Below are 14,700 nucleotides of genomic sequence, written 5' to 3' on the forward strand. Positions count from 1 at the left end.
CGCGTCCCGTTTCCCCAAATCGCCAAAACAGACGCGCCGGCAACTCCAATGTGGCAATATGGTATCTGCACACCGCAACGATGCAACCTAAGAAAGAATGCGAGAACCCGTGTCCAGTCCGTTTACCAGCTTTTTAGCCCAGCACTTTGACCAGATCAACGACTATCTGGCCACGTTCTTTGACGGACAGGCGACCTCTGCCGATATCGAGCGCTACCTGTACGCGCCGCTCTCGGCTTTTACGGCCAACGCCGGCAAGCGCCACCGCCCGCTTATCTGCATGCTCGCCGCAACCGCAGTGGGCGGCAGCTTTGAGGGCGCCCGCAGCGCCGCGGCGGCCATCGAGCATTTCCAGTCGGGTGCGCTCATCCACGACGACATCGCCGATAACGGTCAGCTGCGCCGCGGCAAGCCCTGCATGCACCTTACCGAGGGCACGGGGCTTGCCATCAACTGCGGCGACCTGGCGCTCACCATGGTCACCAAGACGGTTCTCGACGATCCAACGCTCGAGGCAGGCGTAAAGCTGCGCGTACTTCACGAGCTCACCGAGATGATCGTCCGCACCATCGAGGGTCAGGCGCTCGACTTGGGCTGGGTCCGTGACGCACGCTTCGACATCTCGGTCGACGATTACCTGGACATGGCGACGCATAAGACCGCGTTTTACAGCGGAGCCACGCCGCTTGCCACCGGAGCCATCATTGGCGGAGGCAGCGAGGAGCAAATTGAGGCGCTACGCGCCTTTGGCCTGCACACGGGCCTTGCCTTCCAGATTCAAGATGATCTGCTCAACTTGATCGGTACCAAGGAGGCCGCCAACAAGGACTTCCGCACCGACATCACCGAGGGTAAGCGCACGCTCGTCGCCGTGCACGCCCTGTCTGATAAGCGCCATCACGACGAGATTGAAGCAATCCTCTCCTCGGGCACCGAGGACCCCGCGCAGCTCGCGCGCGCCGTGGAGATCTTCCAGGAGACCGGCTCTATCGATTACGCCCACACTTATGCGCTCGACCTGACCGCCAAGGCCAAAGCGGCCATCGAGGACGTTTCGCTCGACCCGCATGCACGTGAACTGTTCCTCTCCATGGCAGATTTCTTTGTGGAGCGCCTTAACTAGCGGGGGCTATAAAACCTGTCAGCAGCGTATTTGGGTACAACTTGCTACACTGTTGAGTGCATGTTTATGCATCCCTTTGCGTTGTCTATCCGACACGCGCTCAAATAGTACGAATGGTACGCCGAAAGGGGTTCGTTCATGGAACCTATTACAACGGGCATGCAGGGAGCAGCCGTCGAGGACGTCCAGTCCCGCCTTCTGCAGCTCGGCTATACAATCGATGACACCGAGGTCGCCGACAAGCGCTTTGGCACCACCACCGAGCAGGCCGTTAGCACCTTTAGGCTCGATAGCGGCCTTGCCGCTGGCTGTGCTGTCGATATCCCCTGCTGGAGCGCCCTGGTCGACGCCTCGTATAAGCTGGGCGACCGCACGCTCTATCTGCGCATGCCCAATTTCCATGGTGCCGACGTGCAGGCCCTGCAGAAAGCGCTCAACGTTTTGGGCTTTGCCTGCGGCGAGGACGACGGCTACTTTGGCCCTCACACCGAGGCGGCCCTTCAGCAGTTCCAGGAAAACGTCGGTCTGTTTGCCGACGGTATGGCTTTCCAGGATACCTACGCCTACATCAACCGCCTGCACCACGTGTGGGAGGGTAAACCTTCGGTGACCGAGGCCGAATCGCGCATCGGCTTTGCCCGCGCGGCCAACGTGCTCGAACGCTTCCAGATTGCCGTCATCGGTGAGGACCCCATCGCGCGTAGCGTTGCATCGCGCATGTGGAACATCGCCACGGCGACGACCGACAACAGCGGTATGATGCTTTGCGACTCCGAGGTTCCGACCGACGTTGACCTGGTGCTCGAGATCGCAAGCGACGAGCTGCCCGCAAATGCAGCGCCGCGCGCCACGATTGCCCTCGCCGAGTGCCACAACCTGGCGCAGCGCATCCGCACTGCCAATGTCGCCGCGCAACAAAAGCCTGCGCGCATCCGCATTGAGCTCACGGGTATGACGCGCTACAACGGAACCTTCACCGCAAGCGACGCCCAGACACTCGCGGTACGCCTGCTCGATGGCGTTTGCGATGCCCTCGCAGATTAGGTAAACTAAACGAGTTGCTTTTGGGCAACACCCATACTGGGACGTAGTTCAACGGTAGAACTCCGGTTTTTGGTGCCGGCTGTTGGGGGTTCGAATCCCTCCGTCCCAGCCATTAAAACTGAGCGCCCTGAGCCCATAACGGCCCAGGGTGCTTTCTTGTGGGCATGCGGAGGGATTCGAACCCGCAAGGCAACACAACTTCTCGTCCAGCACGGGAAAATCCACCTTCAAAAGACAGGCGCCCCAAGCCCATTAGGACCAAGAGCGCCTTACATCTAGAAAATATCAGCCCAGTTCCGAAAAGCGAGCCGCATGCAACAACCAAGTGACCACAGGTCCCGGGAGAGCGGGGACACCGGCTTAGGTTTATCGCGAGTTCCGCACGAACAGGAGGCCACTTAATGTGGCCTCCGTCGTGAGCAGGACTGTAGAGCAGGAAACCTAAGCCGATGTCCCCGCTCTCCCGGGGCCGAACGCCCTAGTTGTTGAGCATGCGGTCGAAGCTTCCCGAGTCGCCATCCCGATAGTCTGCGGTCATCAGAATCTCCTGCGGAATGCGCCCGCCCTCGCGCAGCACGTTGCGGAACTGCACGCGCGTAACCATGGGCAGATCCTTGATCGTCGCTGCCAGGTTCTGCGGCACGCCCTGGTTGGCAGCCGCGGGCTCGCACTCGCCGCCGGCCTTCACGCGACGTTTATGCTCGGCGAGCATGGCGCGGTACATGCCAGCATGCAGGCGAATCTCAACCACATTGGCATTGCGAGCCTGCTCGACGATGCGCGCGCCCTCGCGATCGATATCGCCCACGTAGTAGACGTAGTTAAAGCGATAGCCAATCTCGGCCAGATAATCGTCCAGGGCATGCGAGACGCTCGCCTTGCATCCGCCGCCAAAAATCACGCCGCCCACCTTGGTACCAAAGAGCTTGGCATGTTTGCGTCCGCGCAGAAGCTTGACGATTTCGTCGTAGGTATCCAGGTTCTCGACCATAATGAACGGCTTGTCGGCGCCCAGCGTAAAGAAGCTCGTAAAGTGCACCGGACGGTTGGGGGCAACCTTGATTGCCTGCATGCTGATGCCCTTTTCGGTCATGCGCCTGATCAGACGCTCACCATGCTTGCCGTCGAAGGCTTTTTCGTCGTTGAAGATCTGGTAGGCACGCTGGCGACGCGAGGCAACCGGCGTATCGGCACCGCGGTTCTGTTCAATCCATGCCTGGATAATCGCAATCTCCTCGGCAATTTTGCGATTGGACATTTCGTTGTGCTGAGCGCGCTGCGGCGTCTTTTTACCGTCCTTGCCTTCAACCCTTACAATCTGGGTCTGCTGCTCCTTGATCTTGGAGAGCGCCGTAGGCGTGGGGACAACCTTGAGCAGCTGCCTGCCCAGAACGCGGGCCAGGGCAAACGCCGAAACCTCGCCATGGGTAATCGACTCAGCCTGCTGGGCGGCCGTATCTGCTGCGGCAGACTCGGGCCTCTTCTGAGACTTGCGCTTAGAATCGCCTTGGACATTGCGCTCACGTTTCGAAGTAGACGCCTGCTTCTGCGAACGCTCGGGCTTGCCCTCCTTCGCCGGCTGACGCTTGGGCTGTTCCATCGGAGCATCCACCTTCGCATCTTCGTCGCGCGGCGCTACATTCTCGGCGGCATCCTGAGCGTTAGAGCCGCGACCGCCACGATGACGACGACGGCGAGGCTTGCTCGAAGTACCCTCCCCCGTCTGTTCAACCGCAGGTTGCTGACCCTGAGTCTCCGTATCGGACACAGTCCGCCCATCAACAGGCTTCTGTTCACGAACTTCCGACTCGGCAGGCTTCACGGCCTTCTCGGCCTGCACCTCCGGAACCTGATTGACCTTCTCCTGACGCTTTACGGGGTACGCGCGGCCTGCAAAGCCGCGACCGGGACGACACGAGTCTGAGGCCTTCTTGGCCGGCTTCTCGGAATCGTCCGCAGCCTCGGCAGCCTCTTCGGCCTCGCGCACAACGTCCTGCTGCTCGGCCTTAAAATGCGCACCGCGACGACGCTTGGACTCCTGAGGCTCAGCGGACTTTTGCTCTTTCACAGGCTCCTGTGGCTCGGCGACAGGCTCGTTCTCAACAACCTCGGTAACGGCCCCATCCTTTTGAGCCACGGCACGACGGAAACGTTCCTGTTGGGCGCGGCGCTGCGCATCACGCTTTCCGCCTCCGCCAAAGCCGCCTCGGCCCGCCTTGGCGGTAAAGGCGCGCACGACATGCTCATCGAGCAGCTCGTCAGTATCGATATGCTCACGCGAGGCAACTTCTTCCGCAGCAGACACCTCAACGGAATCCTCGACAGGCTGCTCCTGGGCATCATGAATCTCGGCATTGATGGTGTAGAAGGCAGGACGGCCGTTAATGCCGCTGCCCTCGATCTTGGTCACAATCTTTGCCGCGATAAGCTCATCGCGCATCGCCTTGGTGTCGCATTCCTTATCGACGGAGCGGAAGATTTGCGCCAGTGCGCTCGACTTAATCTTGAGTGCCTTGCGGCAAAGCAGGTCGTAAGCAACCAGCTTGGCGCGCTCGGCAGAAAGCGACGTTTGTCCGCTCAGGCGCTCAGCCAGGGCATCGACATTTTGTTGGTTATCGGAATATACCGTCTTGGCCACGGGGCCCCTTTCATATGCACACATATACGTCCATATGGTACAACGCGCGCCGCCATCCACGCAAAACATCTGCGAGAACACCCCGGCATCATCCTTCTTTACAAAAAAGACCGGGCCCGCGTTCTGCGGACCCGGTCTTTCCGAGTCATAGAGATGGAGGATTCAATCCGTCCGATCGGCTAAGCCTTGGCGGCCTCGGCGTCGGCGGGAGCATCGGCAGCAGCGGCGCGACCATACTCGGCCTTGCCCATCTCGGACCACTCGGGCTCCTCGTCGGGCATGGAACCGGCCTCCTTGCCGAAGAACTCCTTGAGGCAGTTGACGGCAACGATGAGGCCCAGGACCATCAGCAGGACGGCAAAGACGAGCTGCAGGCCCTTGGTGGCGGCGACGGAGACGGCAGCCGTGGTGGCGGTAGCCGGGATGGTGCCGAAGAAGCCAAACTGCTGGACAGCGGTCATGCAGCCCATGGCGCTCTGGACCAGCGAGGTGAAGGTGCAGCAGAGCAGGAAGACGACGGGCACGTAGAGCATCCAACCCTTACGGCCGGTGCACTTGCAGAACACGGCGAGGGTGATCATGGTCATACCGCCGAGCAGCTGGTTGGAAGCACCAAAGAGCGGCCAGATGTTGGTATAACCGCCAAAGGCGAGGGCGAGACCAGGAAGCAGGGTGACGACCGTGGCGAACCAGGGGTTGCCGAGGACCTTCATGTAGCCGGCCTTGGAGTCGACGGCCAGAGCGTCGTTGGTCTGGGCAAAGAACTCAGAGAACGAAGTGCGGGCGATACGAGCGACGGCGTCGAGCGAGGTCAGGGCCAGAGCGGATACGTTCATGGTCATGAAGACCGTGGCAACAGTGCCGTCAATGCCAAAGGCCTGCATACCGCGAGCAATACCAGCGGCAAAGATCTGGAACGGGGTGCCCACGGCAGCACCATTAGCACCAGTGGTGTTCATGGTGGAGAACATGATGCCGGCGACGATGATGGCAAGGATGCCGACGAAGGACTCGACGATCATAGCGCCGTAACCGACCTTGACGGCGTCCTGCTCCTTCTCGACCTGCTTAGAGGAGGTACCGGAAGAAACGAGGCTGTGGAAACCGGAGAGAGCGCCGCAAGCAACGGAGACAAACAGGACCGGGAACATCATGCCGGAGGCACCAGAGAAGCCGGTGAAGACCGGAGCGGTCATCGTAGCCTGGCCGTTAACACCCAGGACAACGATGCCGAGGACAGCGCAGACGATCATGACGATCATCATGATCGAGGTGAGGTAGTCACGCGGGGTCTTGAGCATCTGGATGGGCATAGCGCCAGCGAAGACCAGGTAGACCATGACGACGGCGAACCACTGGAACTTGGTCAGATAAACCGGGAACTGCATACCAACGGCGAACATGAGGACCATGAGCACCACGCCGGTGACGAACTCGGCAGCGCCGGTGAGGTTGAACTTCTTCTGGGCCCAACCAAAGACGATGGCGACGAAGGTGAACAGGATGGAGATGGTACCAGCGCAGCCAGCGGCGTAGGACTTAGCCTCGTTGACAGCGCCGGTGGCGGCATCGAGAACGGGAGCGGCAAACGTACCGCAGACCATGTCGGTGAAGGCGGCGATGACGATGATGCAGAACAGCCAGCAGAACAGCAGGAACAGACGACGGCCAGTCTTGCCGATGTACTTCTCGATGAGCTGAGCCAGCGACTTGCCGTTGTTCTTCATCGAAGCGTACAGGGCACCAAAGTCGTGGACGGCGCCAAAGAAGATGCCGCCGACGAGGACCCAGAGCACGACGGGCAGCCAACCAAAGGCCATGGCGACGATCGTACCCGTGACGGGGCCGGCACCGCAGATCGAGCTGAACTGGTGCGAGAACGCGGTGAAGGCGGAGACAGGCGAGAAGCTCTTGCCGTCCTTCATGCGCTTGGCCGGCGTGAGAGCCTCTTTGTCAACGCCCCACTTGTTGGCCAGCCATCGGCCATAGCCCAGATAACCGCAGGCGAGCACCGCCGCGGCCACAACCATGAGCAAAACTCCGTTCATTACATTTCCTCCTCTAAAAAGAACTTCCCAGACATAAAAAATGAGGGCCGTCGGTTGCGCTCGACGGCCCTCATCTTCATCAGCCGCCCGTTATCGTACGGGCTAGCTGTATGTGCTAACCCGCATCAGATAATTACTACGCTGATAATGTTTAGCTGATGCGTGAACATGTCTAAGAAATCCTCTTCAATCATGATGCGAACGATCCGTGCGTGTTCACATCCCCCAGTGGATGAAACGCAGTATGAAACTTTAGTTGCCTAAAGTCAACGCAAATATGTAATGAATTTTCAACTTTTTTTGAAATTCTCGGTATAAAACGCCACTGACCTCGGACTTTACCCGACAAAAGTTTTTGCATGAGAGATGCCCCTCGGGAGCGGGCGGGCGTATACAAGGTTTCCTGCTCTACAGTCCTGCTCGCACGGAGAGCACATTAAGTGCTCTCCGGCTCGTGCGGAACTCGCGATAAACCTTGTATACGCCCGCCCGCTCCCGAGGGGCTCCCATCCCAAATGCGGAGCAAAGCTCCGCATGCCATCTTTTCTTTCAGCTAAAGAACGCCGGAAATTCGACGCAGACTTGCTAACCTTGCTGGACGTTGTCGACGCCGATCCAGCTCAGAAGCCATATCGATACAGAAAGGTCCCCGGCGCTGCCCGGGCGCCAACGGCCGCATATGAACTTTATCGCAAGTTCCGCACGAACAGGAGGCCACTTAATGTGGCCTCCGTCGTGAGCAGGACTGTAGAGCAGGAAAGTTCATATGCGGCCGTTGGCGCCCGGGCAGTGCCGGGGACCGCGTCTTTGCGACTACAGCGTCATGTTCGGATCGGCGTCGACGTCGAACGGCGAGATTTCACCTCGGTCGAATTTACGGCGGGCGACCTCCGCGATCATGGCGGCGTTGTCGGTGCATGCCGAGAGAGGCGGCACCGTCACGCGGATGCCCTGGCGCCCGAGCTTTTTGATCATCATCTCGCGCAGATGCGGGTTGGCCGAGACGCCGCCGCCGATGCAGTATTCCTTGCATCCGGTGGCATGCAGCGCGTTCTTGGCCTTCTTGTACTGAACGTCAAAGACAGCTGCCTCAAACGAAGCCGCCAGATCGGGCAGGTGAATCGTGCGACCGGCCTTGGTCTCTTGCTCGATGTAGAGCGTCACCGCCGTCTTGAGGCCCGAAAGCGAGAAGCGGTAGTCCCCCCTGCTGTTAAGCGCACGGGGGAAATCGATCGCCTTGGGGTTGCCCGTCTCGGCCAGCTTGGAGATGATGGGGCCACCGGGATAGCCCAGACCCAACGCCTTGGCTACCTTGTCGAAGGCCTCGCCCACAGCATCGTCGAGTGTCTCACCAAGTACCTCGTAGTCGCCCCACGCCTTCACGTGCACGAGCATGGTGTGCCCGCCCGAGACAAGCGTGAAGATGAACGGCGGCTTGAGGTCGGGCTGCGCCAGCAAGTTGGCAAACAGGTGCCCCTCCAGATGGTTGACGCATACGAGCGGCTTGCCGGCAGCGTAGGCAAAGCCCTTGGCAAAGGCGACGCCAACCACGAGCGCGCCCACCAGGCCCGGACCCTGTGTCACGCCCACGGCGGCAAGCTCGCTGGGAGCAATGGCTCCACCCTCAAGGTCAAGCGATGCTGCGGCATCCTCGAGCGCCGCATCCACGACACTCACAATCACCTCAACGTGTTTGCGCGAGGCGATCTCGGGCACCACGCCGCCAAAGCGGGCATGAAAATCAATCTGTGTCGACACCTGGTTGGCCAGCATATTGCCATCCGCATCGATAATCGCCACGGCCGTCTCGTCGCAGGAGCTCTCGATAGCGAGCACTAGGCGGCGGCGCTCAATTTCGGCACGCTCCCCCTCGGAGCGCCCAGGCGCAGGCAGCGGCCATACGCGCTGCTCTGCCGCCGTCGGCTCGGGCGAAGCATTGTCGACCGGAAGTACCAGGGGCAGCGGGGCCGTCATGACGATGGCGTCCTTGCCGGCACCATAGTAGCCGCGACGACGGCCAGCCTCGGTAAAGCCCAGAGCGTTATAGAGCGCAATCGCGCCCTCATTGCCGTCCTCGACCTCGAGCGAAGCCGTGGTGCAGCCGAGCATCTGGGCATCATAGCTCACATGCGACAGCAGCTTGCGGGCAATGCCCTCACGGCGATGTGCCGGATCGACGGCGACATCCAGAATCTGCACATCACCGTCCACGACCATACCGCCGGCAAGGCCCAGTAGCTTGCCGTCGTCGTGTGCCACCCACCAACTACGCGGCGCAGCGACGTCCTCGCCCAGTTCGGACAGGAACATGCCCGGCGTCCACGCCTCGTGTCCGGCACCTTCAAAGCAGGCAGCCTCCAGCGCGCTCGCGCCCTCGGCATCCGCCGCGCCCATGGGACGGAACTGCAGATGACGACCGGCGAGCTCATCGGCAACGCCCGTAATTCCGCTCTGCGCACTCTCGGCAAGACCAAGACGCTTGCGCTCGTTTTCCTCGGCATCCGAAAGGCGCGTGTAAATCGGCAGGACGCGGGCCGGATCGCCGTCACCCGCAGCGTGCGCGAGCAGCAAGCCCTCGCCCGAAGGCCACCACAGGTCGCGCTCCACGCAGCGGGCGGTCTCGTCCTCACCCAGCAGCTTGCCATAGCGCACGAGACCGTCACCGGTCAGCTGAACCTGGTCCCAGTCCGCTGCTCGGCGCCACTCATCGAGCGCCACGGCGGCCTTGACCACGTGTTCGCGCTCAAATTGACGCTCGGGACCCTCATCGACCAGCATATACAGCGCCGGATATACCTCACCGCGCATAGCATCGGCCAAGATACCAAGCTTGCCGCGCACGCCAGCCTTCCACGCCGTCCAAGCGCAAGCGTCGAGCGTCGACACGCCCAGCAGCGGAACATTGGCACCACGCGCGAGGCCCTTGGCAGTGGAGATGCCGATGCGCACACCCGTAAAGGACCCCGGGCCGCGACCGACCACATAGCAACCAACATCGCTGCGATCCAGACCGGCTTGAGCCAGCACGCCATCAACGGTATTCACGAGCTCAACGTTGGCGTGACGGCGACACATGTGGTCGCCACTCACGAGCTTCGTCTCGCCCGTCTGCCCATCAATCCAGCTTGCCGCGCAGGCAAGCATGTCGGTCGAGGTATCGAGCGCCACCACCAGCGCGTTGTCGTTATGCAAGCTCATCTTGTACAGCCTTATCAATCAAATGGGAAAGCTCCATTGCGCGGTCACCGTGCGCCTCAAGCGTTATCGTTCGCACATCGCTGTCGCCCTCATCACGCTTGAGCGTCACCGAAAGATACTCATCCGTCAGCTCGTCCTGGAATTGTTCGCCCCATTCCAGCAGGCAAGCACCCTCATAGCCCAGCACATCGAAAATGCCCGTATCCTCGAGCTCGTAGGCATGCTCCAGGCGGTATAGATCAAAGTGAAACAGCGGAATACGACCTTGATCGTGAACGGCCATGAGCGCAAACGTAGGACTCGTAACCATATGCCCATCGCCCAGCCCGCGCGAGACGCCCTTGGTAAAGTGAGTTTTGCCCACTCCCAGGCCACCGGTCAGGATGAGCACATCGCCGTCCTCAAGGCACGGTGCAATTAGCTCGCCAAAGTACTCCGTATCGGCAGCGCAAGTCGTTTTGTAAGTACCTACCCCCAGGCGCTCCAGGGACATATATGCTCCTTATTATTCCGAGGCGTCCTCTGGTGCGGGATGTCGCTCCAGATAATCGCCCAGCATCTTAAAGTCTTCCTCCAGCAGCTCCTGCCACGCCGGATTGCGCAGCGCTGCTGCCGGATGAAAAGTGGGCATTACTACAAAATGCCCCATCTGGTGGAACCTGCCGCGCAGCTTAGTAATGCCAATCTCGGTCTTAAGCACAAAGTGCGTCGCGGGGTTGCCGAGCGTCACGATAATATCAGGCCAGATGCTTCGAATCTGCTCACGCAAAAACGGCGAGCAAGCCAGCACTTCCTCGGGACGCGGATTGCGGTTTCCCGGCGGGCGGCACTTAAGCACGTTGGCGATATAGACGTCCTCGCGTTTGAGCCCCGCCAGCGACAAAATGCCGTTGAGGTCCTCGCCTGCCGCCCCCACAAAGGGCTCGCCCTGCAAATCCTCGTTGCGACCCGGCGCCTCACCGATAAACATGACGCGAGCGCGAGGGTTTCCCACGCCAAACACGATATTGTGACGCGACTGGTAGAGCTGGCAGAGGTGACAATCGCCCAGAACGGCCTCAATTTCCTCGAGTGCGACCTCACGTGGTGCCTGATGGGTATGGCCGGGGATGTGCATGACGCCCATAGCGGCTCCTACACGTAGACCTTGTCGAGACGCATGCCAAAGCCGCAGGCGACCTCGTAGTTAATCGTTCCGCGCAGTCGGGCCATCTCGTCCATAGTGATCTCGGCATCGCCATCGCGGCCGACAATGATCATCTCGTCACCATACTCGGCCTCGGGAATCTCGTGTGCCGGGTTGGACTGAATGGCGACCATAAACTGGTCCATGCAGATATTGCCAACCTGATGCACGCGCTCGCCGCGATACAGCACATCCATACGATTGGAAAGCGTACGCGATAGGCCATCGGCATAACCGATCGGCAGCGTGCAGATCTGAACGCGCGTACGCGGTACGCGGTAGGTAAAACCGTAGCCCACGCCCTCACCCATCGCAGGGTGTGCCACGCGCGTCACACGCGCATGGACGCTCATAACGGGATCAAGCTGCATCACGCGGCCACTCAGCTCGCACGGCTGCATGCCATACAAGCCAACGCCGGCGCGGATCATATCAAAATGCATCGAGGGATCGAGCATCGAGGACGGCGTGTTGGCGCAGTGCACGATACCGCACTCAAAACCCGCATCCTTAATGGCCTGAACGGCCTCGGTAAAGCGCTGACACTGCAGCTTGTAGTCCCAGCCCGAAGGTTCATCGGCCGTGGCGAAGTGCGTAAATACGCCGTCGCACTGAATACCGCGATGGAAATTTATACCGCGGACAAAGTCGAGCACCTGCGTGTAGTGAACGCCGATACGATTCATGCCCGTCTCGATGGCGAGATGATACTTACCCACTTTGCCCGCCGCGACGGCACATTCGCCATACGCAAGAGCAAAGTCAGACGTATAGACCGAGGGCATGATATCAAACTCGAGCAACGTCGGAATGGCCTCGATAGGCGGCTCGCTTAGGATGAGGATGGGTTTCGTAATCCCGCCCTGTCGGAGCTCAACGCCCTCGTTAACCGTCGCCACGGCAAACATGTCGGCACCGGCCGAATACATGATCTTGGCGCACTCAACAGCTCCATGACCATAAGCATCGGCCTTGACCACGCAGCACAGGCGCTGACGTGGATTCAGCAAGTTCTTATAGGCCCTCGTGTTGCGGCGGAGCGCCCCGCGGTCGATCTCGACCCAGGACCAGCGCGTCAAATCGGCTTTGTTCATGATTAGTCATCCGACCCTTCGTCCATGATTCCCAGATCTTCGAGCGCATCCTTTGCCGCCAGCTCCATGGCAGGACCGATCAAGTCGATAAGATCGGTCGCGATGACGCTCTTCTCACCATACTCCGTCGCCGCGGCAAAACCGGCGTAGCTGTGAAGTGCGACGGCGTACGAATACAGCAACTCCCAACGATCCATCTCGTCGCGCATGGTGGCAAGCGTGCCGGCCAAAATACCCGCGAGAACATCACCCGAACCGGCAGTTGCCAGAGAAGCCGGACCCGAGAGCGGCAGCAGCACACGCTCAACGCCACAGATAGCCGTCGTCGGCCCCTTGGCAATGACCACCAGATTGTCGGAGCCTGCAGCCCAGACAACCTTCTGCGCAGCCGCAATCGCGGTACCAAGGTCGTTCACCTCGTCACCGGCAACCAGACGCGAAAGCTCACGATAGTGCGGCGTCATAACCAACGGCTGCTCGCGACGATACATCTCGGGATTACTATCAATACCGTCAATGGCAATCTTAGCAAGGCAGTTGAGTGCATCGGCGTCCAAAATAAGCGGCACATCAAGCTCGAGCAAGCCCGAAACCACCTGCATAGCGCCAGCAGATGTCGTCATACCGGGACCGCACAGTACACAGCTGTACTTCTTTGCAATCTCGCACACAGTCATGCGCGCAGCGGCGCCAAAGGAGCCGCGGGAATCAGACGGAATAGCAAAGACGGGAATCGAAGGAAGTGCCATGCGAATAAGATTGGCGCAGGCGTCAGGAGCCGCGACTGCCACGTAACCAGCACCCGCGCGAGCTGCAGACTTGGCCGCCATAATGGCAGCACCAGGATATTGCGCAGATCCGGCGACAATAAGCACAGAGCCACGGGAATACTTATCGATATTCGTAGGTAGTGGAGCAAAGTAATCAACTAAGTCACCGGGCTCGACAATCTCGGCGGCGTGGTCGACATCATCGATGACCTCGTCAAGACGGTAGTAAAGATTGCCGCAGATCAAATCGCCAGCATACTCAGGGCCATCAGCGCTATACAGACCAATCTTGGGCGCAATCATCGTCACCGTATGCTCGGCACGAATGCAGTCGTCATCAACAACGCCCGTCTCGGCATTCAGGCCCGAGGGGACATCAATGGATACGACACAATCGGCGCATTCATTGACCGTAGGAATCCAGATGGAGAACGGCGCACGCAGATTCCCGTGGAAACCGGTACCAAAAATGGCATCGACAACAACATCGGCCTTATCGATCAAAACCTCGAGTTCGTCACGCGAGGGGCCGACGCAAACGTGCACATCGCGGCCGGCAGTACGACGAGCAACATGACGTGCCAGAGCAGCAGGAATCTCATCCGGCTCAACCGGAGAAACGATATCGACGTCCACACCCTTATGGCTCAGAATATCGGCGGCAACCCAACCGTCGCCGCCATTATTACCAAAACCGACCAGAACGAGAACCCGATCGGGATTGAGCTTCAAGACCTCGTTGGCGGCAAACTCACCCGCTAGCTCCATAAGCTCGGCCTTCGAAGTCCCTTCGCGTTCGATGATATCCTCGAGACGAACGACTTCTTCGGTACTCAAAACCGGTTTCATCTATGCTCCTAGCGTATCTTGCGAAGCATCGCCCAGGTGCTCCGTCAATGCTGAATTCTGCAGCTGCTCAAGCTCATCTAAAACAGAGCGAGCCTCTTTAAATGTCTGCGCTACGCGTTTCTTGGTGCTCACCTTTACCTCTTTTGGCTTAGGCCGAGCATCTTCGGTAATCGCGATGGCATTCGCAACGGCTAAGTCTCCTGTAAGCGTAATGGAAAGAGCGACCTCAACAACACCCAGCTCTTGAGCGATCTCGAGAGCACGGCCCGAAAGCAGCGCCTTCGGTTTGCCGAGTTTATCACGCGTAACCGAAACATCCTTGCGACCAACGCCTTGACTAAAACCCGTGCCAAGAGCTTTAAGTACCGCCTCGCGCGAAGCAAAGCGGCTGGCATAGTGAGCAGCGGGACGCGATGATGCATCACAATACGCACGCTCTTCTTCGGTAAACACACGCCGAGCAAACGACGGCGTCTTTTCAAGAATTGATTTCATACGGGAAATCTCGACGATATCAACGCCGATACCAGCTTCAGCCATGTTCACCTCCATATCGCACAGACTAAGTTATTGTAGCCCGTTCACAGAAGATGCGACAAACGAGGGTTATAAAACACAGCTACTATGTGAGACAAAAGCCCTTAAACGCAAAAAAAGGGGAGGCCGCGAGGCCTCCCCCTTCTCAGTTCAAGCGTACGGCTCGGTGCCGTCCACCGGTCAGCGGCGCCCTGGCCTCCCACGGGCTGACCC

The 14,700-nt window shown here is 59.5% G+C and carries 10 protein-coding genes and 1 tRNA gene; 3 read left to right on the forward strand and 8 right to left on the reverse strand.

Annotated features, from left to right (window positions below; genetic code table 11):
* Positions 1-109 precede the first annotated feature (109 nt).
* The 3 genes from KTF55_RS09555 to KTF55_RS09565 all read left to right on the forward strand — a co-directional run bounded on the left by KTF55_RS09555 (position 110) and on the right by KTF55_RS09565 (position 2,279).
* A complete protein-coding gene (locus tag KTF55_RS09555; protein WP_226790775.1) occupies positions 110-1,123 on the forward strand; it encodes a polyprenyl synthetase family protein in 1,014 nt (337 codons plus the stop codon).
* A 138-nt stretch (positions 1,124-1,261) separates the two neighbouring features.
* Positions 1,262-2,167: a peptidoglycan-binding protein gene (locus KTF55_RS09560; protein ID WP_217108468.1), complete on the forward strand. Its 906-nt coding sequence runs from the start codon at positions 1,262-1,264 to the stop codon at positions 2,165-2,167.
* A gap of 37 nt (positions 2,168-2,204) precedes the next feature.
* A tRNA-Gln gene (locus KTF55_RS09565) sits at positions 2,205-2,279 on the forward strand.
* A gap of 366 nt (positions 2,280-2,645) precedes the next feature.
* Here the strand turns inward: KTF55_RS09565 and KTF55_RS09570 are convergent.
* The 8 genes from KTF55_RS09570 to acpS form a co-directional block, all read right to left on the reverse strand.
* Positions 2,646-4,805, reverse strand: a complete 2,160-nt coding sequence (locus tag KTF55_RS09570) for a hypothetical protein (protein WP_217108467.1) — start codon at positions 4,803-4,805, stop codon at positions 2,646-2,648.
* Positions 4,806-4,984: 179 nt separating this feature from the next.
* The gene (locus tag KTF55_RS09575; RefSeq protein WP_217108466.1) at positions 4,985-6,853 is read right to left on the reverse strand and encodes a carbon starvation protein A; all 1,869 of its coding nucleotides are present in this window, start codon (positions 6,851-6,853) and stop codon (positions 4,985-4,987) included.
* 813 nt (positions 6,854-7,666) lie between these two features.
* The gene (tsaD, locus tag KTF55_RS09580; RefSeq protein WP_217108465.1) at positions 7,667-10,051 is read right to left on the reverse strand and encodes a tRNA (adenosine(37)-N6)-threonylcarbamoyltransferase complex transferase subunit TsaD; all 2,385 of its coding nucleotides are present in this window, start codon (positions 10,049-10,051) and stop codon (positions 7,667-7,669) included.
* Entirely contained in the window at positions 10,038-10,544 is a 507-nt protein-coding gene (tsaE, locus tag KTF55_RS09585; RefSeq protein WP_006235849.1) for a tRNA (adenosine(37)-N6)-threonylcarbamoyltransferase complex ATPase subunit type 1 TsaE, read from the reverse strand. The genes tsaD and tsaE overlap by 14 nt, the downstream gene beginning before the upstream one ends.
* Positions 10,545-10,556: 12 nt before the next feature.
* Entirely contained in the window at positions 10,557-11,177 is a 621-nt protein-coding gene (locus KTF55_RS09590) for a uracil-DNA glycosylase (RefSeq protein ID WP_006235848.1), read from the reverse strand.
* Between the two features lie 8 nt (positions 11,178-11,185).
* The gene (gene alr / locus KTF55_RS09595) at positions 11,186-12,331 is read right to left on the reverse strand and encodes an alanine racemase (protein ID WP_035137770.1); all 1,146 of its coding nucleotides are present in this window, start codon (positions 12,329-12,331) and stop codon (positions 11,186-11,188) included.
* Between the two features lie 2 nt (positions 12,332-12,333).
* Positions 12,334-13,950: an NAD(P)H-hydrate dehydratase gene (locus tag KTF55_RS09600; RefSeq protein ID WP_217108464.1), complete on the reverse strand. Its 1,617-nt coding sequence runs from the start codon at positions 13,948-13,950 to the stop codon at positions 12,334-12,336.
* Entirely contained in the window at positions 13,951-14,490 is a 540-nt protein-coding gene (acpS, locus tag KTF55_RS09605) for a holo-ACP synthase (RefSeq protein ID WP_161156602.1), read from the reverse strand.
* Positions 14,491-14,700 lie beyond the last annotated feature (210 nt).

Source organism: Collinsella sp. MSK.8.10 (assembly GCF_019041915.1).
Classification (GTDB): domain Bacteria; phylum Actinomycetota; class Coriobacteriia; order Coriobacteriales; family Coriobacteriaceae; genus Collinsella.

Excerpts from the sequence above, each read along its gene's own strand:
- tsaE (WP_006235849.1), bottom strand. The coding sequence starts at position 10,544 with ATGTCCCTGGAGCGCCTGGGGGTAGGTACTTACAAAACGACTTGCGCT.
- KTF55_RS09560 (WP_217108468.1), top strand. The coding sequence starts at position 1,262 with ATGGAACCTATTACAACGGGCATGCAGGGAGCAGCCGTCGAGGACGTC.
- KTF55_RS09590 (WP_006235848.1), bottom strand. The coding sequence starts at position 11,177 with ATGGGCGTCATGCACATCCCCGGCCATACCCATCAGGCACCACGTGAG.
- alr (WP_035137770.1), bottom strand. The coding sequence starts at position 12,331 with ATGAACAAAGCCGATTTGACGCGCTGGTCCTGGGTCGAGATCGACCGC.
- KTF55_RS09575 (WP_217108466.1), bottom strand. The coding sequence starts at position 6,853 with ATGAACGGAGTTTTGCTCATGGTTGTGGCCGCGGCGGTGCTCGCCTGC.
- acpS (WP_161156602.1), bottom strand. The coding sequence starts at position 14,490 with ATGGCTGAAGCTGGTATCGGCGTTGATATCGTCGAGATTTCCCGTATG.
- tsaD (WP_217108465.1), bottom strand. The coding sequence starts at position 10,051 with ATGAGCTTGCATAACGACAACGCGCTGGTGGTGGCGCTCGATACCTCG.
- KTF55_RS09600 (WP_217108464.1), bottom strand. The coding sequence starts at position 13,950 with ATGAAACCGGTTTTGAGTACCGAAGAAGTCGTTCGTCTCGAGGATATC.